The organism is Ruegeria sp. THAF33 (genome assembly GCF_009363615.1).
Taxonomy (GTDB): Bacteria; Pseudomonadota; Alphaproteobacteria; order Rhodobacterales; family Rhodobacteraceae; genus Ruegeria.
Genome location: NZ_CP045384.1, coordinates 3,210,404 through 3,234,981 on the forward strand (window position 1 = coordinate 3,210,404; position 24,578 = coordinate 3,234,981).

The 24,578-nt window shown below is 58.4% G+C and carries 22 protein-coding genes; 8 read left to right on the forward strand and 14 right to left on the reverse strand.

All coding sequences use genetic code 11. The features are described 5' to 3' along the window. The first annotated feature begins 6 nt into the window (after window positions 1-6). Entirely contained in the window at window positions 7-1,446 is a 1,440-nt protein-coding gene (locus FIU92_RS16110; RefSeq protein WP_152459584.1) for a nodulation protein NodH, read from the forward strand. Here the strand turns inward: FIU92_RS16110 and FIU92_RS16115 are convergent. The 8 genes from FIU92_RS16115 to FIU92_RS16150 form a co-directional block, all read right to left on the reverse strand. Beyond that, a complete protein-coding gene (locus FIU92_RS16115; RefSeq protein ID WP_152459585.1) occupies window positions 1,443-1,961 on the reverse strand; it encodes a murein L,D-transpeptidase family protein in 519 nt (172 codons plus the stop codon). The genes FIU92_RS16110 and FIU92_RS16115 overlap by 4 nt on opposite strands. Before the next feature lie 59 nt (window positions 1,962-2,020). Then, window positions 2,021-2,806 (reverse strand): ion transporter, encoded by a 786-nt coding sequence (locus tag FIU92_RS16120; RefSeq protein WP_152459586.1) that lies wholly within the window; start codon window positions 2,804-2,806, stop codon window positions 2,021-2,023. 21 nt (window positions 2,807-2,827) lie between these two features. After that, window positions 2,828-4,057 carry a class I SAM-dependent RNA methyltransferase gene (locus tag FIU92_RS16125; RefSeq protein ID WP_152459587.1) on the reverse strand — a complete coding sequence of 410 codons (1,230 nt, stop codon included), beginning with the start codon at window positions 4,055-4,057 and terminating at the stop codon, window positions 2,828-2,830. A gap of 39 nt (window positions 4,058-4,096) precedes the next feature. Continuing rightward, on the reverse strand, window positions 4,097-5,929 hold the full coding sequence (locus FIU92_RS16130; RefSeq protein WP_152459588.1) for an ABC transporter ATP-binding protein: 1,833 nt from the start codon (window positions 5,927-5,929) through the stop codon (window positions 4,097-4,099). Further along, on the reverse strand, window positions 5,926-7,764 hold the full coding sequence (locus FIU92_RS16135; RefSeq protein ID WP_152459589.1) for an ABC transporter ATP-binding protein: 1,839 nt from the start codon (window positions 7,762-7,764) through the stop codon (window positions 5,926-5,928). The genes FIU92_RS16130 and FIU92_RS16135 overlap by 4 nt, the downstream gene beginning before the upstream one ends. Window positions 7,765-7,955: 191 nt before the next feature. Next, window positions 7,956-9,110, reverse strand: a complete 1,155-nt coding sequence (locus tag FIU92_RS16140) for a CCA tRNA nucleotidyltransferase (protein WP_152459590.1) — start codon at window positions 9,108-9,110, stop codon at window positions 7,956-7,958. After that, window positions 9,107-9,721: a CoA pyrophosphatase gene (locus FIU92_RS16145; RefSeq protein ID WP_152459591.1), complete on the reverse strand. Its 615-nt coding sequence runs from the start codon at window positions 9,719-9,721 to the stop codon at window positions 9,107-9,109. Before FIU92_RS16145 ends, FIU92_RS16140 begins: the two co-directional genes overlap by 4 nt. Continuing rightward, window positions 9,696-10,682 (reverse strand): Hsp33 family molecular chaperone HslO, encoded by a 987-nt coding sequence (locus FIU92_RS16150; RefSeq protein WP_152459592.1) that lies wholly within the window; start codon window positions 10,680-10,682, stop codon window positions 9,696-9,698. The genes FIU92_RS16145 and FIU92_RS16150 overlap by 26 nt, the downstream gene beginning before the upstream one ends. A gap of 76 nt (window positions 10,683-10,758) precedes the next feature. Here FIU92_RS16150 and FIU92_RS16155 point away from each other — a divergent pair, with 76 nt between their 5' ends. After that, the gene (locus FIU92_RS16155) at window positions 10,759-11,202 is read left to right on the forward strand and encodes an NUDIX hydrolase (RefSeq protein ID WP_152459593.1); all 444 of its coding nucleotides are present in this window, start codon (window positions 10,759-10,761) and stop codon (window positions 11,200-11,202) included. Here the strand turns inward: FIU92_RS16155 and FIU92_RS16160 are convergent. After that, entirely contained in the window at window positions 11,199-12,473 is a 1,275-nt protein-coding gene (locus FIU92_RS16160; protein ID WP_152459594.1) for a PP2C family protein-serine/threonine phosphatase, read from the reverse strand. The two genes, FIU92_RS16155 and FIU92_RS16160, sit on opposite strands and share 4 nt — an antisense overlap. Before the next feature lie 163 nt (window positions 12,474-12,636). Between FIU92_RS16160 and FIU92_RS16165 the strand changes: the two genes are divergently transcribed. Further along, window positions 12,637-12,966 (forward strand): Hpt domain-containing protein, encoded by a 330-nt coding sequence (locus FIU92_RS16165; protein WP_152459595.1) that lies wholly within the window; start codon window positions 12,637-12,639, stop codon window positions 12,964-12,966. On the opposite strand, the gene ilvA is transcribed toward FIU92_RS16165, so the two are convergent. Together ilvA and FIU92_RS16175 are read right to left on the reverse strand one after the other, a co-directional pair. Beyond that, a complete protein-coding gene (gene ilvA / locus FIU92_RS16170) occupies window positions 12,963-14,189 on the reverse strand; it encodes a threonine ammonia-lyase IlvA (protein ID WP_152459596.1) in 1,227 nt (408 codons plus the stop codon). The genes FIU92_RS16165 and ilvA overlap by 4 nt on opposite strands. Before the next feature lie 58 nt (window positions 14,190-14,247). After that, window positions 14,248-14,955, reverse strand: coding sequence for a hypothetical protein (locus FIU92_RS16175; protein WP_254705322.1), 708 nt, complete (start codon window positions 14,953-14,955; stop codon window positions 14,248-14,250). Between the two features lie 201 nt (window positions 14,956-15,156). Here FIU92_RS16175 and FIU92_RS16180 point away from each other — a divergent pair, with 201 nt between their 5' ends. From FIU92_RS16180 to msrA, 4 genes are all read left to right on the forward strand, one after another. Continuing rightward, the gene (locus FIU92_RS16180; RefSeq protein ID WP_152459598.1) at window positions 15,157-16,383 is read left to right on the forward strand and encodes an argininosuccinate synthase; all 1,227 of its coding nucleotides are present in this window, start codon (window positions 15,157-15,159) and stop codon (window positions 16,381-16,383) included. Between the two features lie 32 nt (window positions 16,384-16,415). Continuing rightward, complete coding sequence (locus FIU92_RS16185) at window positions 16,416-16,820, forward strand: DUF1810 domain-containing protein (protein WP_152459940.1); 405 nt, start codon at window positions 16,416-16,418, stop codon at window positions 16,818-16,820. 79 nt (window positions 16,821-16,899) lie between these two features. After that, window positions 16,900-17,181: an SCP2 sterol-binding domain-containing protein gene (locus FIU92_RS16190; protein WP_152459599.1), complete on the forward strand. Its 282-nt coding sequence runs from the start codon at window positions 16,900-16,902 to the stop codon at window positions 17,179-17,181. Between the two features lie 190 nt (window positions 17,182-17,371). Next, a complete protein-coding gene (msrA, locus tag FIU92_RS16195; protein ID WP_152459600.1) occupies window positions 17,372-18,043 on the forward strand; it encodes a peptide-methionine (S)-S-oxide reductase MsrA in 672 nt (223 codons plus the stop codon). Here the strand turns inward: msrA and FIU92_RS16200 are convergent. Next, a complete protein-coding gene (locus tag FIU92_RS16200; protein ID WP_152459601.1) occupies window positions 18,040-18,912 on the reverse strand; it encodes a ribokinase in 873 nt (290 codons plus the stop codon). The two genes, msrA and FIU92_RS16200, sit on opposite strands and share 4 nt — an antisense overlap. 3 nt (window positions 18,913-18,915) lie before the next feature. After that, window positions 18,916-21,171, reverse strand: coding sequence for an NADP-dependent malic enzyme (locus FIU92_RS16205; RefSeq protein WP_152459602.1), 2,256 nt, complete (start codon window positions 21,169-21,171; stop codon window positions 18,916-18,918). 161 nt (window positions 21,172-21,332) lie between these two features. On the opposite strand from FIU92_RS16205, the gene mutS reads away from it, so the two are divergent. Continuing rightward, on the forward strand, window positions 21,333-23,945 hold the full coding sequence (gene mutS / locus FIU92_RS16210) for a DNA mismatch repair protein MutS (RefSeq protein ID WP_152459941.1): 2,613 nt from the start codon (window positions 21,333-21,335) through the stop codon (window positions 23,943-23,945). 59 nt (window positions 23,946-24,004) lie between these two features. Here mutS and FIU92_RS16215 read toward each other — a convergent pair whose 3' ends face one another. Next, complete coding sequence (locus FIU92_RS16215; protein ID WP_152459603.1) at window positions 24,005-24,568, reverse strand: nucleotide exchange factor GrpE; 564 nt, start codon at window positions 24,566-24,568, stop codon at window positions 24,005-24,007. Between the last annotated feature and the right edge of the window lie 10 nt (window positions 24,569-24,578).

The following is a 24,578-nucleotide window of genomic DNA, read 5'->3' on the forward strand; positions in this document are numbered from 1 at the left end:
TTGCCCATGTCAGCCCAATTTGACTACTTCGTGATTCTGGCCGCCATGCGCACAGGTTCGAACCTGCTTGAGGCCAACCTGAACGCGCTGGACGGGGTCACCTGTCACGGAGAGGCGTTCAATCCGCATTTTGCGGGCAGCCTGAAATCCGATCATCTGCTTGGCCTTTCGCTGGAAGACCGGGATGCGGACCCCATGCGAATGCTCAAGGCCATCAAATCAGCACCGGGTGACATCAATGGCTTCCGATATTTCGAAGACCATGACCCACGTATCCTGAAACCTATGCTGAACGACCCGCGCTGTGCCAAGATCATTCTGACCCGCAACCCATTGGACAGTTACCTGTCGCTGAAAATAGCACAGAAAACGCAGCAGTGGCTGCTGAAGAATGTGAAACGCCGTGTCGACGCGCAGGTTGACTTCGACGCCGACGAGTTTTCGGATTACCTGAACCAGCTGCAAGACCATCGGCTTATGGTGCAACGGCACCTGCAAAAGACAGGCCAAACCGGGTTCTTCATTCACTATGACGACCTGACCGAGCTGGAGGTCATAAACGGGCTGGCTGTATGGCTGGGGGTTGAGGGTCGGCTGACCCGACTGGATGATACCCTGAAACCGCAAAACCCGGCGCCGGCATTGTCGAAGGTCACCAATCCTGATGAAATGAAACAAGCCCTGTGCGATCAGGATCGGTTCGGATTGCATCGGTCAACAAGCTTTGAGCCGCAGCGCGGCGCGGCTGTACCGCTTTATGTTGCCGCTGCAAGGTCTCCTTTGATGTATTTGCCCATTCGGGGCGGAATAGAGCCTGTTATCGTGCAATGGCTCGCTGATCTGGACGGATGTCAGACCGACAAGCTGATCACGGATCGAAACCGCAAACAGGTCCGCTCATGGAAACAGGGCCATCCCGGACATCGGCAATTCACTGTTCTGCGTCACCCTCTGGCCCGGGCACATACGGCATTTTGCAGTCATATTCTGAATACGGGGCCGGGCAGCTATAAGATGGTGCGGAATTACCTTCGCAACCGGCTTAAGCTGCCGATCCCGGGGCAAGTGCGGGACAACAATTATTCTGTCGAACAACACCGCGAAGCTTTTTCGGGCTTTCTGGACTTTCTACGCCTCAACCTCAACGGGCAGACACCGGTCCGTGTGGACGGCACGTGGTGCAGCCAGTCCAGGACGTTGGAGGGAATCGCATCCTTCACTATGCCCGATCTGATTCTGAGAGAAGAGGATCTGGTGACGGCCTTGCCGGATCTGGCGCGTAGTATGGGGCATTCAAACCCGCCTCAGCCTGGCTCCTGTGCACCGGATGAACCATACGCTTTGCACCTGATCTACGACAAAAACCTCGAAGCGCTGGCGGTTGAAGCCTATCAGCGCGACTATGAAGCATTCGGATTCAGTGACTGGGCGCCAGGATCGGCCTAAGGGCGCAGGGTTATCAGCGTACCTTTGTTGACCATCGCATAAATCTCTTCGATTTCGTCATTCTTGACTGCGATGCATCCAGCTGTCCAATCCCGCTTCTTTTTTGCGCGTCTCCGCTCTGAGCGCAGATTGGGTTCACCGTGGATGAAGATATCCCCACCCGGATCAACGCCCGCAGCCTTGGCTTTGGCGACATCCTGCGAGTTGGGATAAGAAATGCCCAGGGATAGGTGATACCGGCTTCTGGGGTTGCGACGGTCAATCAGATAGGTGCCCTCGGGCGTTCTGCCGTCACCGCGCTGGTTCTTTGTTCCATTCGGCGCAAACCCCAAATCGACGTCATATTCCCTGAGGATCTTTTCGTTGTGCAACAAGTAAAGTTTGCGCGTGCCCTTGTTGACCACCAAAGAGGTCACCTCGGGTCCGTCATAAGTCAGAAATCTTGGGCCGCTAGAGGCACAAGCCGAAAGGCTCAGCGTTGCCAGCGCGCCTAAACCGAATACTCGACGATCCATGTTTCACTGCCTGCTCTGCTTTTTTTCGATCATTATGCCAAAAAAGGGAAAAACTGAAATCACTTTTTGATGTTCGACTGCTCGGCCAGTCGACGTTCGATGCTTTCCAGCCGTTCCAGAACCTCATCGCGATAGGCATCGGTTTTAACCTCATCCTCGGCATGATGGGCATCCTGCATCGAATTGACGATCAGACCCACCAACAGGTTCACCACCGCAAAGGTCGTGACCATGATGAAGGGAACAAAGAAGACCCAGGCATAGGGATAGACCTCCATCACCGGGCGCACGATGCCCATCGACCAGCTTTCCAACGTCATGATCTGGAACAGCGTATAAGCAGACAGGCCCAGATCGCCGAACCAATCCGGGAACGATGCCGAAAACAGCTTGGTCGAGATTACCGCACCGATATAGAACAGAATTGCCATCAGCAGAAACACGCTGGCCATGCCGGGAAGGGCCGAGATGAACCCTTCGACCACGCGACGCAGACGAGGCGCCACGGAAATCACGCGCAACACCCGCAGAATTCGCAGGGCGCGCAGCACCGACAGACCTCCGGCGCTGGGAACCAGGGCAATTCCAACGATCAGGAAATCGAATATGTTCCAGCCATTCGTGAAGAACCTGCGCCCGGTGGCAATCAGTTTCATGGAAATTTCAGCCACAAAGATCGCCAGGCAAAGCCTGTCCAGCGCCACGATCAAGGGGCCGGCCAGTTCCATCAGGGTCGGCGATGTCTCCATCCCCAAAAGAATGGCATTGAAAATGATCACGGCCGTTATGAACCGCCCGAAAACGGGCGCTTCGATAATATTCAGCAAACGCTGTTTGGACCCCATGTGTCAGTTTCCCCGGTAAGATCAAGATGCTGCGTTCAGAACAAACCGCGCAGCAAGTTCCGTATGTGTTGACCATCGAAATTGGTCAACGACCTGTACCCATTCAAGGGTGTAACCCGCGTTAACCAGCGTTTTCGCATCACGCGCAAAGGTGACGGGATTGCACGAGACATAGGCGATCACCGGGCGTTGCGCCTGTGCAATCTCATCTACCTGAGCTTCGGCACCGGCACGAGGCGGATCCAGAACAATGGCGTCGAAAGATTTCAACTCGTCCGGCATCAGCGGGCGGCGGAACAGGTCACGGGCCTCGGTCGTTACGCGTTTCAGCCCTTGTGCCCTGCGCCAGCCCTGTTCCAGCGCCTCGATCATGGCGGCCTCGCCTTCAACCGCGTGAACTTCGGCGCTTTCCGCCAACGGCAAAGAGAACGTTCCGCTGCCCGCAAACAGGTCAACGATACGTTTCGCACCCCGTGTAGCCTCGGAAACTGCCTTTAACAGAGCCTTTTCTCCGTCCTTTGTTGCTTGCAAGAAAGCTCCGGGGGGTGGCGTGACTCCGGCTGCTCCAAAGCGCTGAACCGGCGCATGCCGCATGGCAATAACCTCATCATCCCAACTGAGCCGGGCCAGCCCATGTTTCTCGGTCGCCTGCGCCAACGCCAGTTCCAAGGGGCCGTCCAGCGGTTTGCCACCTGTTACGGCCACATCCAGACCAGCTTCGGACAGTGTAAGCGTGACAGCCAAAACACCCTTGCGACTTGCGCCCAGGGTGGCCAACGCCTCGGCCACGGGAATGGCCGCGATCAAGGCCGGGTCAAGCAAGCGGCAAGCGGGTATCTCGGTGATCGTGCCGGATGCACGACCGTGAAACCCCGCCAACGTGCCCTTTTTCGTGCGCCTTACGGCAATCGTAGCCCGCCGACGTGACTGTTCGGGCGATGTGTGTATCGGGCGCAGTGGAGCTTTGAGATCCTGCGCCATCAGCGCCTTGCGGACGACTTGCAATTTCCAGTCGGTCACAAATGCATCGGATGCGTGCTGCAACTGGCAGCCACCGCACGCTTTGTAGTGGCGGCAAGGGGCTTTGACACGGTGTTCGGACGGTGTCTCGACCCGGATATCGGTCACTTGCTGACCGACAAGGGTGCCGCTGACGATCTCACCGGGAAGGGTACGAGGGGCGTAAACAGGGCCATCGGCAATACCGTCGCCCTGATGTCCAAGCCTTGTGATTGTGAATTGCTGCGTCATGAGAGGCCTGATAGCCGGGCTTTCGCAGCAAAAAAACCCTTATTCCGCAGCTTCCGCCTGAATGAACCCGCCCGACTGTCGGTGCCAGAACCGCGCATATAGGCCGCCCAGGTCCAGCAGCGCCTCATGCGTTCCGGTTTCGACGATCCGGCCCTCGTCCAAAACTACAATCCGGTCCATTTCGCTGAGTGTCGACAGTCGGTGCGCAATGGCCAGAACCGTTTTGCCCTGCATCACCCGATGTAGCGCGGTCTGAATCGAAGCTTCAACCTCGGAATCCAGCGCCGATGTCGCTTCGTCGAGAACCAGAATCGGCGCATCTTTCAAAATGGCGCGCGCCAGAGCGATCCGTTGTCGCTGCCCGCCGCTGAGTTTCACGCCCCGTTCACCCAGATGAGCATCATAGCCTTTTCGACCATGAGCATCTTCAAGACTCAGGATGAAATCATGCGCTTCGGCCTTTTTTGCGGCCTCGATCATCTCGGCCTCTGAGGCGTCCGGCCGGCCATACAGAATGTTCTCACGAGCAGACCGGTTGAACATCGCCGTTTCCTGCGTGACCATTCCTATCTGTCGGCGCAGGCTGTCCTGCGTTACCTGTGACACGTCCTGGCCATCGATACAAATGGCGCCACTTTCCCTGTCATAGAGCCTAAGCAACAGTGAGACCAGCGTGGATTTCCCCGCCCCGGATGCTCCGACAATGCCCAGTTTTTCGCTCGGGTTGACGGTTAGGCTCAAATCCGTGACGCCACCGATATCGCGACCGTAAGCAAAGCTGACGCCTTCGAAAGAAATCGACCCTTCGGTCACGTCAAGGTCCTTCGCCCCGCGCATATCTTCGACCCGGTCGCGCTTGGCCAGCGTTTTCATCCCGTTTTCGATTTCACCGACATTGGCATACAGCCCCATCAAGGTGAAACTGACCCAACCGGTCATCTGAGCAATACGGATCGAAACCGCCCCGGCAGCCACGATATCCCCGGCGGTCGCCATGCCGCCCTGCCACAGCCACAAGGTCGCGCCCAGCAGCAAGACAGGCAGGACACCGGCCAGTGTCATGAGGATAAACCGGAAACTTGCCGACAACTTGCCAAAATCAAGCGATTTTTCACGCAGATCCACCATCGATTCACGCGCCGCCTGATCTTCGAATTCCGAGTGGGCGAACAGCTTCACGGTTTTGATGTTGGTGATCGTATCGACCACCTGCCCAGACACCATCGCCCGCGCCCCGGCCCGCGCGGCGGAACGTTTGCGGATGCGCGGCAGATACCAGCGCACCAGCATGAAATACACAGCCAGCCATGCTGCGAAGGGCAGCATCACCAAAGGATGAATAGACCCCAACAAAAGCAAAGACCCCACTAGAGACGCCAGGGCAAACACAATCGCGCTGATCGTTTCCGACACGACCGAAGCCATGGCGTTCGATGTCTGCATCTGCTTTTGCGCGATCCGACCGGCAAAATCATCGTCGAAATAGGTCACCGACTGACCCAGGGTCCAACGGTTCAGCTTGGCCAGAACCAAAGGTGTGATGTTTGGCATGACAATGTAGTTGTTCGACAAGGATGACAGGCCAAACAGGATCGGGCGAAGCAACATGAAGAAAGCGACCGCACCGAGGATCATCCACATATTGGCAGCGGTCAGAAAATTCTCGGGCCCGCTGGCGGTCGCCACATCAATCACGCGGCCCAGTATCCAAGCCGTGACCGCCTCCATCGCGCCTGCAATGGCCGAGAAGAACGCCGCAACAAACAGCATTGGCCACGCCCCGGACAGGCTCCAGCGGATGAACGCCCCCAACGTCTGCGGTGGGGGCGTTTCGATGTTCCTGAACGGATAGATGAGGTCGGCAATCCTCATTCAGCAGCCTCCGGGTTCATGAAACCACCAGATTGCCGCGCCCAGAATTGGGCGTAAAGGCCACCTTGCGCCAGAAGATCGGAATGCGTGCCTTCCTCGACGATACGGCCTGCATCCATCACCAGAATGCGATCCATCTGCGCGATGGTACTGAGCCTGTGGGCAATGGCGATCACGGTTTTTCCTTGCATCATGCCGTATAGGGTTTCCTGAATTGACGCTTCGACCTCGGAATCTAGGGCGGATGTCGCCTCATCCAACAACAAGATCGGCGCATCCTTCAGGATCACCCGCGCCAGCGTCACACGCTGCCGCTGGCCACCTGACAGCTTCACCCCCCGTTCACCGACATGCGCGTCGTACCCGGTCCGACCCTGCGGATCTTGCAAATCGAGGATGAACTCATGTGCTTCGGCCTGTTTGGCGGCGGCGATCATCTGCGCCTCGGACGCATCTGGCCGGCCATAAAGGATGTTGTCGCGGACCGAGCGATGCAGCAAGGCGCTGTCTTGTTGAACCATACCGATATGGCTGCGCAGACTGTCCTGGGTGACATGTGCAATGTTCTGACCGTCAATGTAAATCGCACCGCGTTCGACGTCGTAGAACCGTAAAAGCAGCTTTACTAGGGTCGATTTGCCAGCACCGGAACGACCGATCAAACCGATCTTTTCGCCGGGCTGGACGGTCAGGTCGATATGGTCCAAACCGCCGGCCTCGCGACCATAGTGATGCGAGAGGTCGCGGATCTGGATCTCACCTTTGGTAAGCCGCAAGGGTTTCGCGTCAGGCGCATCAAGCAAGTCGATGGGCTGGGCAATGGTCTCCATCCCCTCGGACACGATACCAAGTTGGCGGAAAAAGCTGGTCAGGGCCCACATGATCCATCCGGTCATGGCATTCAGGCGCAGGGTCAAGGCGGTAGCCGCCGCAACGACACCGACCGAAGCGCTGCCTTGCATCCACAAGGCAATCGCCCAGCCCACAACACCCACGATCAGCATACCGTTCAAAGTGACCAGAACGGCATCCATAATAGTGAAAATCCGCATTTCGATCTGAAATGTCCGACGGGTTTCCTCAATCGCCTCGCGGGCATAGTCCAGCTCTTGCGGGCCATGGGCAAACATTTTGACCGAATGGATGTTGGTATAGCTGTCCACCACTCGCCCCGTGACCGTCGAACGCGCATCCGAGGCCGCTTTTGACGCCGGACCAACACGCTGAACGGTCCAGCGCACCAGTATGGCGTAGAATCCGAACCAGATCAGCAACGGGATCAACAAACGCGGATCCGCCGCATACAGCAGGATCGCCGCACCGATCAAATAGGCCAACGAAAAGGAAATCGCGTCAAAAACCTGAAAGACCACTTCACCCGCCGCTGGAGGTGTCTGCATGATCCGGTTTGCAATCCGCCCGGCAAAGTCGTTTTCGAACCAGCCAACCGACTGACGCAACACGTGTTTGTGCGCACGCCAACGGATCAGCGTACCAAAGTTCGGCAAAATCGTATTGTTCAGCAGAAGTACGTCGACCAAATGCAGAAGCGGACGCAACAGCAACACAAAGGCTGCCATCAGCAGCAATTCCGTTCCGTGATTTTGCCAGACCTCTGCCGGCGTGCCGCCCAACAGATCCACTACGCGACCCATGTAGTAGATCAGCCCGATTTCAACACCCGCGACGATTATGGAAACCAGCGCCGCCCAGAAAAATACCCGAAAAAAGGGCCGCGAATAATCCAGCATGAAGGGCCACAACCGCGTCGGCGGTGCGTCAGCCTCACGGTAGGCAACAAAAGGGTCAACAAGGTTTTCGAAATAGCGAAACATGGAAAGTGCTCCGATTGAGCAGGAAAATAGACGTGCGAAGAAAGATGGCGCCTGAACACCACCCTTTACGGGGCAAGTGTCCCGGCTTTAGCCGAACCAGATCCCGTAATACATTCGCATTCCTCCATCCATGTGACAGGCGCACCTAAGCACAAAGGATCCGAGATGTCATCCCCTTTTGAGACTTCGCGCTAATGTGCCAACAACTCTTCGCGTGACAGCGAAAAACCGGATGCGATCCAGCGTTTTTCCAGCTCGGCCAGCTTCTTGCCCAGCGCCGGGCCGGTGAAGTTGGGGATCAGATCTCTGGCCTGGACAGGGAAACGCGCTGCTGCGCCTGCATGCAGATCGCGCCGCAAATCTTCGGACCAGGGTTGTTCCAGAAAGGCGCAGCGCAAAAGCGTCTCGTGCAATCCCCCTTCATCGCCATAGCGGTATCCCAGTTCAGCAATACTGGTTGTGGACTGTGCTTCTTCACGCATCCTGATCAGGCGTTGCAACTGCGAACGGCTCAACCGCAATGTCGCGGCATCATCGGGCGAGGCAATGGCTGCCAGACGACGCACCGGATCGGGATCGGCGCCAGCCGCCTGTTCCAGCGCGATCAAAGGGGCCAATGACCGATCGTCCGCCCGCGGCAGCACCCGGGCCAAGACACCGGTACTGCGCATGGTCGCAACGGCGGGGGCCGGATCAGGTGACGCCAGCAATTTCAGCAGCTCTGCCCCGATCCGCTCGCGCGACAACGACTCCAGCCCGTCAAGATTGGCGCCGATGGCGGCCAGGGCATCGGGGTCGAAACCGCCATCCGGATCCCCGTACCAGGCGTGAAAACGGAAGTAGCGAAGCGAGCGGAGATAGTCTTCGCGAATGCGGTTCTCGGCGGTTCCGATGAACCGCACCAACCGGGCCTCGAGGTCGGGAAGACCACCGAGAGGGTCCAGAACGGTGCCATCGGGTTGGGCATAGAGCGCGTTCATGGTGAAATCCCTTCGCGCCGCGTCTTCTTCGACATGATCGGAAAATGCCACCACCGCGCGACGGCCATCGGTTTCCACGTCACGGCGGAAGGTGGTGACCTCGTGCGGGATGCCCGCGCTGACCACCGTGATCGTACCATGCTCGATGCCGGTCGGAATGGCCCTGAGCCCGGCAGCCTGCGCCAGCTCGACGATCTGCCCGGGCCTTGCATCGGTGGCAATGTCGATATCTGAAACCGGTGCGCCAAGCAGCGCGTTGCGCACGCATCCACCCACGAAAAGCGCCTGAGCCCCGGATGAGGTCAGGGCCGAACAGACCTTTTGCGTCGCTGGTTCACTGATCCAGGCTTCGTCAATCCGCATCATTCATTCACCCGTGCAGCAAGCCCGCGCAATATGCGCGCGGTCGCGCCCCAAATGTAATAGGGGCCGTACGGAACTGCGTAGTATCTGCGTCTCTGGCCGCGCCATCGGCGTGACTCGACCAGATAATTCTCAGGATTCAAAAGATGGGCAAGGGGGGTCGAGAAAACTTCGTCCACTTCGCCGGGTTCAGGCACGGGTTGGAACCTGTCCCGCAAAACTGCGACAACCGGTGTTACTGTGAACGAGGTCACGGTCTCATGCGTCGGCAGAAATCCCAGGATCTCGGGCATTTCAGGGGGCAGGCCGATCTCTTCCTCAGCTTCCCGCAGAGCCGCAGCCGTAACATCAGCATCGGTTTCGTCCTGTTTGCCACCGGGAAAGGCGATCTGGCCCGGGTGATGCTTCAGCGCGGATGAGCGTTTGGTCAGGATGACCTGCGGTGTGTCATCAGCCAGGGAAATGGCCACCAGAACACCGGCGGGTCGCAACCGTCGTCCGGGCGGCAGAACGGTATCCGGGTTCAGGTCAAAGTCGCTGGACCCGTGACCGGGGCGGCGCAGGGCCGCCCGGATCTTTTCAACCGGGTCATGCACCTTTGGGGTCTTCGGCATCGAATCCGACAGTCGCCGGGTCCAACACATAATGAGCCCCGCAGAACTGACAATCCGCGGTGACTTCGCCCTCGGGCGTGGTCATTTTTTCGATATCCTTGGCCGAATAGATCGACAGGCTCTGTCGCACACGATCCTCGGAACAGGTGCAGCCAAATTGCACGGACTGCGCATCATAGACACGCGGCTGTTCCTCGTGAAACAGGCGAACCAGAAGGTCGGTCGGCGCAACAGAGGGGCCGATCATCTCCAAATCCTCGACGGTATCCAGCAGGATATTGACGCGACCCCAGTTTTCACCTTCTTCGCCATCGACCAGATCGGCAGCGGTCAGGATGTCACCGGTTCCTTCACCCGACGCGGCAAAGGGCGACGCTTTGGGCATGTGTTGCAGCATGATGCCGCCTGCACGCCAATGCTCGCCCACGCCCGGCTCGGTCGATTTGCCGAAGCTCAGCGAAAACCGCGTCGGCAGCTGTTCGGATTGCGCAAAATACGACTCGGCGCAGGCGCTCAGCGATCCACCGGCCAGCGGAGTGATGCCCTGATACGGCTGCGTGCCCTCTCCCTGATCGATCATGATGGCAAAATACCCTTCGCCCACCTGATCGAAAGGCGCGGAATTGGAAAGCCTGTCCCGGTCAAAGCTGGCATAAGCCCGTATCTGGGCGGGCTGGCCCTCTTCCTGCGGCGCATAATAGTCGGTTGCGATCATGCGCACCGCCCCTTTGGACTGTACCTGCAACGACAGTTTCCAGCGCAACGCAACCGTTTGGCCGATCAACGCGGTCAGCAAGGCCATCTCGGCCACAAGCGCCTCGACCTGCTCGGGATAGTCATGCTGTTTCAGGATACCATCCAGCACGCCATCCAGACGGGCCACGCGGCCGCGCATGTCGGATGCATCAAGTTGAAAGGGCAGGACGGTATCGTCCCACGCGATTTTTGTTCCAAGAGACATGGGGTTTCCTTACACGCCACGGGTTGGCATACCGGCACCATATAGGTCGTACAGATCGGGTTGAAAGGGGCCATACATGATCAGGCGGTTCGGTGAAACCCCCGAGACGGGGCGGAAATACACCCGAAGGGTGGGCGTATATGCCCTTTTGCCACGCGGCGGCCAATTGCTGTTGACCTGTCAGACCGAACCGGGCCCGGATCTGCAATTGCCGGGTGGAGGCATCGATCCGGGCGAATCACCGATTTCGGCCTTGCATCGCGAAGTCTATGAAGAAACCGGGTGGCATGTTGCCAACCCGCGTCGCATCGGCGCTTTTCGCCGGTTCACCTATATGCCCGAATACGATCTGTGGGCCGAAAAGGTCTGCCTGATCTACCGCGCCCGTCCCGTACGCCGCAAAGGCCCGCCGAGCGAGGCATTCCACGAAGCACTGTGGATGGAAGCCGCCGATGCCGTTGAATTGCTGGGCAATGACGGTGACCGGCACTTTGCGGAAATGCATCTCAGTTCGCTTTAAGGCCCGTTATATTCAAAGAAAACGGCGGATACGTCATCCCCAATGCCATCTTTGGGCGAAATCTCCTGGGTCAATCGCCAGAACATGTCGTCCAGAAACTCCGACCCGCCCTTTTCAGAAATGCACTGCTGGGCCATCTGTCGCAAACCGTCTTCCTCCAGCAAACCGCCTTCGGCAAGCTGACATTCGGTAAATCCGTCCGAATACACCAACAGTTTGTCGCCGGGTTTCATGTGAATCTCGATTTGCTGAAAACTCGCATCTTCGATCAGCCCGATCGGCAACCCGCCATCGCCCAGAAATTCAGTGCTGCCATCCTGCCGCAGCAGAAGCGGATACGGATGCCCGGCCTGCACCATCTTGAGATGCCCGTTTCGAAGATCCACAATGGCGTAGACCATCGTGAAATATTCCTCGATCCCTTCATCCGCCATCAATCGGGAATTGAGCATGCTTGCGACGTCTTCCGGAGGCAGCAGTGCATAGAATTTGTTGAACCTCTTCTCCATTGCGACGTTTTGATCGAAATGCTTGCTGGAAAGATAACCGCCCAGACGCGCCGTCATCATGGCCGAGGTGATGCCATGCCCGGATACATCTATGCTGTAGAACCCCAGCCGATTGACCCCGGGTGAGAACATGCCAACAAGGTCCCCACCGATATGGCCGCAGGGTTTCAACAACAGGCTGACCCGGGATTTTCCAAAGCTCCGCGTAAATTCCGGGACCAGCGATTCCTGGATTTTTCGGGCCTGAATGAGGTCCTTGTCGATCGCGTCATGCGCCAGCCTGAGTTCTTCCAGCGCGGATTCGATCAGGCGGTTTTTCTGTGAAAGCTCGCGCTGCATGTCCAGAATGCGCGCGCCTGCGGATATGCGCGCCCGCAATTCATCCGCCTCAAGGGGTTTGATCAGAAAATCGTCTGCCCCGGCATCAAGTCCGCGCGCAACCTCCTGCTTTTCACTTTTGGAAGTCAGAAGGATGAAATAACAATATTGATCGGTATCCAGGGCGCGAAACGCATTGCAGAACTCAAGCCCGCTCATCCCCGGCATGACCCAATCGCTGAGAACAAGATCGGGCGGATCGTCCAGACAATGCGCCAGGGCGGCATCGCCCGTATCGGCCTCGACCACCTCAAAGCCCCATTTTCTGAGCGATGCGACCAGGATGCGCCGCTGCAGACGGCTGTCATCAACCACCAGCACCTTACGGATCGCGCCGAAATCCAGATCTGATCTGGTTTCCTTAAGACTCGCCCTTGGTACCATTTACCCTCTGACCTGATGCGTTCATTCACACAGGGCGATCCTAGTAGCGACGGTTTTAACATCCGGTGAAGACCGAAGGCCGCAATCCCGCTGGGCTGTTAACCCGGTTTTTACTGGTGTTGCCTATTCCTGAAAACGCATGTTCAACGGCAGGTGACGCAGTATGATCCACTGGGGCAGAGTCCGACAATTGCGGGACGAGGTTGGCCCGGATGAGTTTGATGAGGTGGTCGACATCTTTCTGGAAGAAGTGCAGGAGGTCATCGCCCGCCTGCATCAGGATACAAGCCGGTCCGAGCTGGAACAGAATCTGCATTTCCTGAAGGGCAGCGCGCTCAGTCTTGGATTCGACCAGTTCTCGAAACTCTGTCAGGACGGCGAACGGCAGGCGGCCGCGGGTCAGGGCGAGGATGTCGATCTGCCCGCTATTCTGGCCATATTTGACAGTTCGAAACAGAAGTTCGAGGCTGAGATGCGCCAGAATCTGGATTAAATCACGAACTGCGCCAGAGTTTCGTCTTCTGTTATATCGGTGTAGGTGAACCCTGCCTCATCCAGATGCGCAAACAGACGCATGAAGTTTTCAGGCTTGCGAGTTTCAATCCCGATCAGGACCGAACCGAAATTGCGCGCCGATTTCTTCATGTATTCAAAGCGGGCGATATCGTCCTCGGGGCCGAGAATACCCAGAAACTCTTTCAGCGCGCCAGGGCGCTGCGGCAGGCGCAGGATGAAATACTTCTTCACCCCGGAATAGCGTTGGGCGCGTTCTTTGACCTCGGGCAGGCGTTCGAAATCGAAATTGCCACCGGATGTTACGCAGACCACGGTCTTGCCCCGCACAAAGCTTTGAATATCGCCCACCGCTTCGATCGCCAGCGCGCCGGCGGGCTCCAGAACGATGCCTTCGACATTCAGCATCTCGATCATGGTGGTGCAGATTCGGTCCTCGGACAGAACCAGCACATCCGACAGGTGGCGTGATTTCAACAACTCGAACGGTTTCTCGCCGATGCGGCCGACCGCAGCGCCATCGACGAAGGTATCCACATGATCCAGCGACACTGGATGCCCCGCAGCCAGTGCAGCGCGCAAACAGGCACCACCAGCCGGTTCGACAAACAGACAATGGCTGCGATCCCCAAACCATGTTGCCACGCCCGAGGACATGCCGCCGCCGCCAACCGGCAAAACGACGTGATCCGGCACACCGCCCATTTGCTCTTCGATCTCGACCGCCAATGAGGCCTGGCCTTCAATGACATCAGCGTCATCGAAGGGTGACAGGAAATACCCGCCCTGCTGCGCGCACCATGCTTGCGCGGCGGCCAGAGTATCATCGAAATAGTCGCCAGTCAGGTGGATCTCGATATTGTCACCACCGAAAATGCGGGTCTTTTGGATTTTCTGCTGCGGCGTCGTCACCGGCATGAAGATCACGCCGCGCACGTCCAAATGCTTGCACATGAACGCCACGCCCTGCGCGTGGTTGCCAGCACTGGCACAGACAAATAGGTCCTGCCCCTGCTGCTTTCGCATGGCATTGAACGCACCACGGATCTTGTAAGACCGCACTGGGCTGAGGTCTTCGCGCTTAAGCCAGATATCGGCCCCATAACGGTCAGACAAATGGGCATTCCGTTGCAACGGTGTTGCCGGAAACACGGTGCGCATCGCCTGTTCGGCAGCGCGGGCGCAGGTCATGAAATCAGTCATGTCGATTTCCCTGCCTCATCATCGCGATAAGGGCAAGGAATACATATGTGTACGCCGCTCAGGACAGTTCGCGTTTTTCGATGAAGATTCCGTACATCGTGGTCAGGATACTGACATTGATCATCGGCAGAATGAGCGTACCGAAGAACACGGTCAGCAATACGCCCAGCACCGGTATTATTGCCAGAAGGGTGAAAGCCAGCTGCACCAGAATCTGGAACAGGAGGGCGACGAGTAGCAGCAACAAGATTGCACCGCTGACCCCGGATGTGTTGTTCCATGCCTCACCGATCGATATGGGATTTCCTATCGCCGCCGCGGGCAGAATAATTGACAGGCGATAGAAGCACACGACCAGAAAAACGGTGTAAACAATCACCAGAATGGTCGAAAGCACCGCAAGGCTTTCGCCTAGTGCTGCAGCGACCAGACCCATGGGGATATACGCGATCACCATCAAAATCCCCAACATCAGAAAACGACCGAAATAGGCAAGAATCCTGTCGAAGCGGAATGTCGGGAGTATTCCCGTGGGATACTCTTCCATCAGGATGAAGCGGTGCCATGACACCGCAATCCAGAACATCGTGACGGACATTACCGCCAGCAAAACGACCACAAAAACAAAGGCTGAACCTGCAGTTGCACCTGACGGCAACGCGCCTGCATTGTCTTCAAGCGCCTCAAGCGGAATACCAAGCGCCAAGAACACGCCCACGATGATGATCGTCGCAATAAGAGCAGGGCCAACCGTAATCTGCAGCACCTGCTTGATGTTTCCAAATACCATCCGCACAGAATGCAAGAAAATCTGCCATCCCAACATTTGAAACCGCCCCTTCAACCAATGCTTGTTATTCTCTGCACCCGTTTCACCCCAATTCAGGTACTGCGTCAATCCTCACAACTTGCCCCCGCGCGTAAAACCCGCTAGGGGCCAATCGTTCTACGCATAAAGGGAAGTCAGATGTCCGCGCCCAAGAAAGTTGTTCTGGCCTATTCCGGTGGCCTTGATACCTCGATCATCCTAAAATGGCTGCAGACCGAATATGGTTGTGAAGTTGTAACCTTCACCGCCGATTTGGGTCAGGGTGAAGAGCTGGAGCCCGCCCGCAAAAAGGCCGAGCTGCTGGGGATCAAGCCCGAGAACATCTATATCGAGGATATCCGCGAGGAATTCGTGCGCGATTTCGTCTTCCCGATGTTCCGCGCCAACGCGCAGTACGAAGGTCTGTACCTGCTGGGCACGTCCATCGCTCGCCCCCTGATTTCGAAACGTCTGGTCGAAATCGCCGAGGCAACCGGCGCTGACGCCGTGGCGCATGGTGCGACCGGCAAGGGCAACGATCAGGTGCGGTTCGAGCTGGCGGCCTATGCGCTGAACCCCGACATCAAAGTGATTGCACCCTGGCGCGAGTGGGATCTGACAAGCCGCACCAAGCTGCTGGAATTCGCCGAACAGAACCAGATTCCGATCGCCAAGGACAAACGCGGCGAAGCCCCCTTCTCGGTCGATGCCAACCTGCTGCACACCTCGTCCGAGGGCAAGGTTCTGGAAGACCCCGCCGATATGGCGCCCGACTATGTCTATCAGCGCACCGTCCACCCCGAGGACGCGCCCGATCAGCCCGAATTCATCGAGATCGGCTTTGAAAAAGGCGACGCGGTCAGCATCAATGGCGAGGCGATGAGCCCCGCGACCATCCTGACCAAGCTGAACGAATATGGCGGCAAGCACGGCATCGGCCGTCTGGACCTTGTTGAAGGTCGCTTTGTCGGTATGAAGTCGCGCGGTATCTACGAAACTCCCGGCGGCACCATCCTGCTTGAGGCGCATCGCGGCATCGAATCCATCACCATGGACCGCGGCGCGATGCATCTGAAGGACCAGTTGATGCCGCAATATGCGGAACTGATCTACAACGGCTTCTGGTACTCGCCTGAACGTGAAATGCTGCAAGCTGCCATCGACAAGAGCCAGGAACACGTCACCGGCACCGTCCGCGTGAAGCTGTACAAGGGTCTGGCCTCGACCGTGGGCCGCTGGTCGGATCACTCGCTGTATTCCGAGGCGCATGTGACCTTCGAAGAAGACGCGGGTGCCTATGATCAGAAAGACGCCGCGGGCTTCATCCAACTGAACGCGTTGCGGCTGAAACTGCTGGCCGCGCGCGACAAGCGGTTGTCCAAGTGACCGAAGATGACGGTCTGAACGACGAACTGGAAATGTTCATCGAAGCGCAGGACACGGTCTGGGCCGATGTCCTGCGCGAACTGGAACAGGGGCAGAAGACCAGCCACTGGATGTGGTTCGTGTTTCCGCAACTGGCCGAGCTGGGCCAGTCCCATATGGCGCAGCTTTACGGCATCGAAGATCTGGATGAAGCCACGCGCTATCTGAACCACCCGGTACTGCGCCACCGTCTGACGCAAGCGGCCTCGTTGATGTTGCTGCATCAGGGGCGCGACGTCAGCGACATTCTGGGTGGGGTTGACGCGAAAAAGCTTCGCTCTTCAATGACATTGTTTTCCTCGGTGGCAGATGCTCCGGCCGAGTTTCAGGCAATTCTTGACGCTTTCTACGATGGCGAGCCTTGCGCGCGAACCGTTCAGAGCCTTGGCGCATCGTGATCGGAAGTTCCAGTCGGGTCAGCCTTGCCTGTTCGATACCTGACGTTTTACGCATTCGGAAACTGCGAAAGGAACCCGGATGCTTCAGCATATCGCCGACGAAATTCAAAAAGGCCTGAACGGCAAAACCTTTGACGGCTCGTTGAAATTCGATTGTGGCGAGGACGGCGTTATTGTTCTGGCCGACAGTCAGGCATCGACACAGGACCAGGAAACGGATTGCACGATCCGCATCTCGCAGGACAACCTGACCAAGCTTCTGACCGGAAAACTGAACCCCATGACAGGTGTCGCTTTGGGCAAGCTCAAAATCTCGGGCAATATGGGCGTTGCGATGAAACTGGGGCAGCTTCTGGGTTAAGCCGAAGGCAGGTTCACCGCGGAATTCCGCCTCGCCGGGGCGCCCTATCCAACCGCCAAGACGGCCTGCGCAAGCTGTTTCTCCGAAATCCGCCGCCGATAAACTTGCCTCACCAGCCCGTGACATCAGATGTCAGGCAATTGAATGTCATTCGGGTTCGGGTCACCTTGGTGCCGAAAGGAGACCCGACATGTCACGAACCGCTTATCTGGAAGCCTTTAAAACGGCCATCCTTTTCACCCTGATCACGTTGGCTGCGATGTTACGCGCTCTGCCCGCCCCCGCGGCAGGGACCGAAACACTGACAGTTGCGGGTGGCTGTTTTTGGTGTGTCGAGTCCGATTTTGAATCGGTGCCGGGCGTTATTGGGGCCGTGTCGGGCTATACCGGCGGCAAATCGGCCAACCCCACCTATGATCAGGTCTCCAAAGGTGGAACCGGCCATTATGAAGCGGTTCAGATCACTTTCGATCCGGCCTGGGTGTCACGTGAAACGCTTCTGAACATGTTCTTCCGCTCGGTTGACCCCACGGATGCCGGTGGTCAGTTCTGCGACCGGGGCGACAGCTATCGAACCGCAATTTTCGTCTCTAACGCGGGCGAAAAGGCGTTGGCGGAACAGGCAAAGAAAGACGCAGAACGGGCATTGGGCCAAAAGGTGGTCACCCCGATCCTGAACGCGGGCACGTTTTACCCTGCCGAGGCCTATCATCAGGATTACTACAAAGGGAACAAGCTGATCTTTACCCGCTTTGGGCCCAAACGTCAGCAAAACGCCTATAAAGCATATCGCAAAGCCTGTGGCCGTGACGCGCGTGTCAAACAGCTTTGGGGTTCAGATGCGCCTTTTGCCGGTTCTTAATCGAAGGTCGCGTCGCGCACTTCTCTCAGATCGGGAATGACATCCGCAGTCCCGTGCCGCGTGACCATCAAGGCAGCGGCGCGGTTCGCTTGCAGAATGGCCTGTTCCATCGGCATTCCCCGATCCATTCCAGCCAGCACGTAACCGGTAAAAGTATCACCTGCCCCGGTGGTATCCACGGCCTGCACCTTGTGAGCCGAAAATTCTACCGGGTCATTGCCCTGCTGCAAATACCGTGCCCCTTTTGAGCCCAGCGTGACAATGACATGCCGCACGGGCAGATCAGCCGCACCCATCCCGGTTTCCTGCCGCAATTGTTCGGCCTCGATCTCGTTCAGAATCAGGAAATCCAGATAGGGCAGAACCGCCTGAACCGCCTGTGCCTGAAACGGCGCGGCGGCATAACACACGGTCAATCCAAGTTTGCGCCCGAATTGCGCGGCTTCGACCTGTGCGTTGGTTTCATTCTGCAAGATCAGCAGATCACCGGTGCTTGCCGATGACAGAGCCCGCCCCAGATGGCTGACATCCAAGGCATGGTTGGCCCCCGGATAGAGGATGATCAGGTTCTCACCCTCGGCGTCCACCGCAATGATCGCGTGCCCCGTCGGAAGATCCACCTCAGAGATATAGCGTGTGTCCACGCCATATTCCGTCAGTCGATCCTTCGCCCAGCGCCCATCATGCCCAACGGCGCCAATATGGCTGACGCGTGATCCGGCCCGCGCAGCCGCCACCGACATATTGGCACCTTTCCCGCCAAGGAACCGGTCCAGCCCGTGGGCGGCCAGAGTTTCCCCTGGCGCAGGCAGATGCGGCAGGTCATAAACCATATCCGCGTTGATCGAGCCAAGGTTCCAGATTGTCATGGTTTATCCGATGTCGCACGAGGCCAGAATGGCCATGTTCAGAATATCGCTCGCGGTTGAGACGGTCGAGCAAATCTGAATCGGCTTGTCGACGCCCGACAGGATCGGCCCGATCACGGTGGCACCGCCCATTTCCTGCATCAGCTTGGTCGAAATCGACGCTGAGTGTCGTGCGGGGACGATCAGGATGTTCGCAGGCCCAGTCAGGCGTGAAAACGGATAAGCCGCTTGCTGATCCACGTTCAGGGCAACATCCACTGTCATTTCGCCCTCATACTCAAAATCGACACCGCGCTGGTCCAGAACCGCCGGCGCTCGGTGCATCTTCTCGGCACGTTCCGAAACCGGGTATCCAAATGTCGAGAAGCTGACAAAAGCAACCCGGGGCTCCAGACCCATATGTCGGGCCACTGCAGCGGAACGTTCGGCAATGTTGGCCAAATCGTTTTCATCCGGCCATTCATGCACCAGTGTATCGCCGATCAGAACGATCCGGCCTTTATGCAGAAGTGCCGTCACACCGGCAGCACCATGGGCGGCATCGGCGTCGAATACATGATTGATACGATCAATTACGTGTGCCGATTTTCGTGTTGCACCTGTGACCAACCCGTCTCCGTGGCCATGGGCCAGCATCAGGGATGAGAACACATGGCGGTCCCGAGCGGCCAGTCGGTGAATATCCTTGCGGTCAAAGCCTTTACGCTGCAAACGCTCATAGAGGAAATTCGAATAGGTCTCGAGATGCGCGGTGTTGGCAGCGTTCACAACCTCGATTTCCCGCACAGCATCACCAAGACCGGTGGCTTCCAGTTTGTCTTTAACATCATCTGCCCGACCGACCACGAGCGCCTTACCAAAGCCTGAACGTTGGTACATGACGGCGGCACGCAGCACGCGGGGATCATCGCCCTCGGCAAAAATCATGCGGCTTTGCGCCTGTCGCGCCCGGGCATTCAGCCCGCGCAGGATGCTTGCGGTCGGGTCCATCCGGGACTTCAGGCTCAGCTCATATGCGTCCATGTCGATAATCGGACGGCGGGCCGCGCCGGTATCCATTCCTGCCTTGGCAACAGCGGGCGGGATACGGTGGATCAGGCGCGGATCAAACGGCGTGGGAATGATGTAGTCGCGCCCGAAGGTCAGCGATTTGCCATAAGCCATCGCGACCTCATCTGGTACATCTTCGCGCGCCAGATTGGCGAGTGCATGGGCACAGGCGATCTTCATCTCGTCATTGATGGCGCGGGCGTGAATGTCCAGCGCGCCGCGGAACAAATAGGGAAAGCCCAGAACGTTGTTGACCTGGTTCGGATAATCGCTGCGTCCGGTCGCCACGATGGCGTCCACACGGACCTCGTGCGCCTCTTCCGGGGTGATTTCCGGATCGGGGTTGGCCATGGCGAAGATCACCGGATTGTCGGCCATGCTTGCGACCATCTCCTGCGTGACCGCGCCCTTGACCGACACGCCCAGAAACACGTCCGCGCCCTTCATGGCCTCTTCCAGAGTCCGCAGATCCGTGGTGATCGCATGTGCCGATTTCCACTGGTTCATGCCCTCGGTACGGCCCTGATAGATCACACCCTTTGTGTCGCAGACGATGCAGTTTTCGTGCCGCGCGCCCATCGCCTTGAGCAATTCGATACAGGCGATCCCCGCCGCCCCGGCCCCGTTCAGAACGATCTTCACATCCTCGATCTTCTTGCCCGAGATATGCAGCGCATTGATCAAACCGGCCGCACAGATCACGGCCGTGCCGTGCTGGTCGTCGTGAAAGACGGGGATGTCCATCTCTTCTTTCAGGCGCTGTTCGATGATGAAACATTCAGGCGCCTTGATGTCTTCCAGGTTGATGCCGCCGAAGGTCGGCCCCATCAGTCGCACCGCCCGGCAGAATTCATCCGGGTCTTCGGTGTCCAGCTCGATATCGATCGAGTTCACGTCGGCGAACCGCTTGAACAGAACGGATTTCCCCTCCATCACCGGTTTCGAGCCCAGCGCGCCAAGGTTGCCAAGACCCAGAACCGCCGTCCCGTTCGAGATCACAGCGACCAGATTGCCCTTGTTGGTATAGTCATACGCGGTTTCCGGCGCCTCGGCGATGGCTTCACATGGGACGGCCACACCCGGGCTGTAGGCCAATGACAGATCCCGCTGCGTGGTCATCGGGACGGTGGCCTGCACCTCCCACTTGCCGGGGGTCGGGTCGAGGTGAAAGGCCAGCGCCTCTTCTTTGGTGATCTTCGCTTTGGGCATCGGATATGTCGTTTCTTTACATCTGTTGGGCTTTTGCCTCATAGCGCAGGCAAAGGCGCGTCTCAACGACAATACGTTTTCACCTTTCGTCGCAGGGGCCGGGTTTGTAAGGTCGCGCCGGAATACGCCAGAGGGGAGCAACCTTGTCCAACGTCACGCCAATGATGGCGCAATATCTGGAAATCAAAGAAGCCCACGCGGATGCTCTGCTGTTCTACCGCATGGGCGATTTCTACGAGATGTTCTTTGAAGACGCCGTGAACGCCGCCGAGGCGCTGGACATCGCCCTGACCAAACGCGGCAAACACAATGGCGAAGATATTCCGATGTGCGGCGTGCCGGTGCATTCGGCCGAAGGCTATCTGCTGACGTTGATCCGCAAGGGCTTTCGCGTCGCCGTCTGCGAACAGATGGAAAGCCCGGCCGAGGCCAAGAAAAGAGGCTCTAAATCGGTGGTAAAGCGCGATGTGGTGCGCCTTGTCACCCCCGGCACCCTGACCGAGGACGCCCTGCTGGAGGCGCGCCGCCACAACTTTCTGGCCGCCTATGCCGAGGTGCGCGACGAGGCCGCGCTGGCCTGGGCGGACATCTCGACCGGGGCGTTTCACGTGATGCCGCTGACCTCGGTCCGCCTGAGCCCCGAGCTGGCCCGGCTGGCCCCGTCGGAACTGATCGTGGCAGACAGCGTGCAGGAAAAACTGAATGAGCCGGTCAGCGATTTGGGTATTTCTCTCACCCCTGTCGGACGGGCCAGTTTTGACAGCACGGCGGCTGAAAAACGCATCTGCGGGTTGTTTCACGTGGGCACGCTGGACGCGTTCGGAAGCTTTGGACGCGCCGAAGTGTCCGCGATGGGCGCGCTGATCGATTACCTGGAGATCACACAGAAGGGCAAATTGCCCCTTTTGCAAACGCCGCTGAAAGAATCCGAAGATCGCGTCGTGCAGATCGATGCGGCCACCCGCCGGAACCTGGAACTGACACGATCCCTGTCGGGTGGACGGGCCGGATCGCTGCTGGCGGTGGTGGACCGCACCGTGACCCCGGGCGGCGCGCGCCTGCTGGAACAACGCCTGTCCAGCCCCTCGCGCAATCTGGATGTCATCCACGCGCGGCTGGACGCGGTCGATTTTGCCGCCCAGGACAGCCTGATCACCGCCGATCTGCGCGAAGCCTTGCGCAAGACGCCCGATCTGGACCGCGCCCTGTCGCGCCTGTCGCTGGACAGAGGCGGCCCGCGCGACTTGGCCGCCATCCGCAACGGGCTGTCGCAGGCGCAGGCAATTGCCGAAATCTGCGCGGATCAAGACCTGCCGGTGCTGCTGGCGACTGCGGTGCAGAACCTTGTGGGATTCGACGATCTGCTCGACCTGCTGGATCAGGCGCTGGTCGCCGACCCGCCGCTGCTGGCGCGCGATGGCGGCTTCATCGCGCCGGGCTTTGACGCCGAACTGGACGAGGCCCGCACCCTGCGGGACGAAGGCCGCTCGGTCATTGCCGGGTTTCAGCAGAAATACGCCGAACACACCGGCATCGCCTCGCTGAAAATTAAGCACAACAACGTGCTGGGCTATTTCATCGAAACCACGGCCACCCATGCTGAAAAGATGCTGAACCCGCCCTTCAGCGAGACCTATATCCACCGCCAGACCACCGCCAACCAGGTGCGGTTCACCACGGTTGAGCTCAGCGAGATCGAAACCCGCATCCTGAACGCCGGCAACCTGGCTCTTGAGATCGAAAAAAGGCTCTATCAAAGGCTTTCTGATGAGATTTTGAGCTTCGCTGCGCGACTTAATCAAGCCGCCCGAGGGCTGGCCGAACTGGATCAGACCACCGCGCTGGCAGATCTGGCCCGCGGAGAAAACTGGTGCAGACCACAGGTAGACACCTCCCGGGCGTTCAGTGTTCAGGGCGGTCGGCATCCGGTGGTAGAGCACGCGCTGCGCCAGCAAAACGGTAATGCCTTCATCGCCAATGACTGCGACCTAAGCGCAGAGGACGGCGCTGCCATCTGGTTGCTGACCGGCCCCAACATGGCCGGTAAGTCGACCTTCCTGCGCCAGAATGCGCTGATCGCCCTGTTGGCCCAGATGGGCAGCTACGTCCCGGCCGAGCAAGCTCATATCGGCGTGGTCAGCCAGCTTTTCAGCCGCGTGGGCGCCTCTGACGATCTGGCAAGGGGCCGGTCGACATTCATGGTCGAGATGGTGGAAACCGCGGCCATCCTCAACCAGGCCGATGACCGGGCGCTGGTGATCCTCGACGAAATCGGGCGTGGCACCGCCACCTATGACGGCCTGTCCATCGCCTGGGCCACGCTGGAGCATCTTCACGCCGCCAACCGCTGCCGCGCCCTGTTCGCCACCCATTACCACGAGCTGACCGCGCTGGCCGGCAAGCTGGAGGGCGTCGAAAACGCCACCGTCGCGGTCAAGGAATGGGACGGCGAGGTGATATTCCTGCACGAGGTCCACAAGGGCGCCGCCGACCGCTCCTATGGCGTGCAGGTCGCGCAATTGGCCGGGCTGCCCGCATCCGTGGTCGAACGCGCCCGCGTGGTTCTGGACCAGTTGGAGAAAACGGAACGCGAGGGCGGCAAGCAGAAGGCGCTGATCGACGATCTGCCGCTGTTTTCCGCCGCACCACCCCCGCCGCCGGTCCCGAAGACGTCGCCCGTCACCGATATGCTGGACCAGATCCTACCGGACGAGCTGACCCCGCGCGAAGCCTTGGATCTGATCTACAAACTGAAAGAGGCGGCCAGATCCTGACCGCCCCTTCATCTTTTCCCAAATACTCTCGCCGAAGGCACGCGCCCAAGGGGCGCGTATCAGCTTGCCGGGGTTGACGACACGCCCACCTGTGCCGGACGCAGCAGGCGATCGTGCAACATAAAACCTTCGGCGGACACCTGAATGATGTCTCCTGCCGTGGTTCCGGGAACAGGCGCCTCGAACATGGCCTCGTGCACGTTCGGATCAAACCGGTCGCCCACTTCGGGCGTGATCACTTCGATACCATGCTTGTGGAACACGTCCTTCAATGCACGCATGGTCAGTTCGACGCCTTCCAGCAGACCAGCAGCCACTTCTTTCTGCTCATCCGTCGCAGCATCAAGGGCCCTTTTCATGTTGTCATAGACGGGCAGCATATCGCGGGCCAGCTTGGACCCGCCATACTGTTCCGCATCGCGGCGCGCCTTGTCGCTGCGCTTGCGCATGTTTTCAGCATCCGCCAGCGCGCGCATGAACTTGTCTTTATAGTCATCCCGTTCGGCCCGCAGCGCGTCCAGTTCCAGTTCTTCTTCGCTGATATCCATCAGCTCGTCGGCCAGTTCCTCGGCCTCGGCGGTTGCGATATCGTCCAGAAAATCTTCGTTCTTCGGCTCTGCCATCTTTTACCCT

Excerpts from the sequence above, each read along its gene's own strand:
- FIU92_RS16110 (WP_152459584.1), top strand. The coding sequence starts at position 7 with ATGTCAGCCCAATTTGACTACTTCGTGATTCTGGCCGCCATGCGCACA.
- FIU92_RS16115 (WP_152459585.1), bottom strand. The coding sequence starts at position 1,961 with ATGGATCGTCGAGTATTCGGTTTAGGCGCGCTGGCAACGCTGAGCCTT.
- FIU92_RS16120 (WP_152459586.1), bottom strand. The coding sequence starts at position 2,806 with ATGGGGTCCAAACAGCGTTTGCTGAATATTATCGAAGCGCCCGTTTTC.
- FIU92_RS16125 (WP_152459587.1), bottom strand. The coding sequence starts at position 4,057 with ATGACGCAGCAATTCACAATCACAAGGCTTGGACATCAGGGCGACGGT.
- FIU92_RS16130 (WP_152459588.1), bottom strand. The coding sequence starts at position 5,929 with ATGAGGATTGCCGACCTCATCTATCCGTTCAGGAACATCGAAACGCCC.
- FIU92_RS16135 (WP_152459589.1), bottom strand. The coding sequence starts at position 7,764 with ATGTTTCGCTATTTCGAAAACCTTGTTGACCCTTTTGTTGCCTACCGT.
- FIU92_RS16140 (WP_152459590.1), bottom strand. The coding sequence starts at position 9,110 with ATGATGCGGATTGACGAAGCCTGGATCAGTGAACCAGCGACGCAAAAG.
- FIU92_RS16145 (WP_152459591.1), bottom strand. The coding sequence starts at position 9,721 with ATGCCGAAGACCCCAAAGGTGCATGACCCGGTTGAAAAGATCCGGGCG.
- FIU92_RS16150 (WP_152459592.1), bottom strand. The coding sequence starts at position 10,682 with ATGTCTCTTGGAACAAAAATCGCGTGGGACGATACCGTCCTGCCCTTT.
- FIU92_RS16155 (WP_152459593.1), top strand. The coding sequence starts at position 10,759 with ATGATCAGGCGGTTCGGTGAAACCCCCGAGACGGGGCGGAAATACACC.
- FIU92_RS16160 (WP_152459594.1), bottom strand. The coding sequence starts at position 12,473 with ATGGTACCAAGGGCGAGTCTTAAGGAAACCAGATCAGATCTGGATTTC.
- FIU92_RS16165 (WP_152459595.1), top strand. The coding sequence starts at position 12,637 with ATGATCCACTGGGGCAGAGTCCGACAATTGCGGGACGAGGTTGGCCCG.
- ilvA (WP_152459596.1), bottom strand. The coding sequence starts at position 14,189 with ATGACTGATTTCATGACCTGCGCCCGCGCTGCCGAACAGGCGATGCGC.
- FIU92_RS16180 (WP_152459598.1), top strand. The coding sequence starts at position 15,157 with ATGTCCGCGCCCAAGAAAGTTGTTCTGGCCTATTCCGGTGGCCTTGAT.
- FIU92_RS16185 (WP_152459940.1), top strand. The coding sequence starts at position 16,416 with ATGTTCATCGAAGCGCAGGACACGGTCTGGGCCGATGTCCTGCGCGAA.
- FIU92_RS16190 (WP_152459599.1), top strand. The coding sequence starts at position 16,900 with ATGCTTCAGCATATCGCCGACGAAATTCAAAAAGGCCTGAACGGCAAA.
- msrA (WP_152459600.1), top strand. The coding sequence starts at position 17,372 with ATGTCACGAACCGCTTATCTGGAAGCCTTTAAAACGGCCATCCTTTTC.
- FIU92_RS16200 (WP_152459601.1), bottom strand. The coding sequence starts at position 18,912 with ATGACAATCTGGAACCTTGGCTCGATCAACGCGGATATGGTTTATGAC.
- FIU92_RS16205 (WP_152459602.1), bottom strand. The coding sequence starts at position 21,171 with ATGCCCAAAGCGAAGATCACCAAAGAAGAGGCGCTGGCCTTTCACCTC.
- mutS (WP_152459941.1), top strand. The coding sequence starts at position 21,333 with ATGATGGCGCAATATCTGGAAATCAAAGAAGCCCACGCGGATGCTCTG.
- FIU92_RS16215 (WP_152459603.1), bottom strand. The coding sequence starts at position 24,568 with ATGGCAGAGCCGAAGAACGAAGATTTTCTGGACGATATCGCAACCGCC.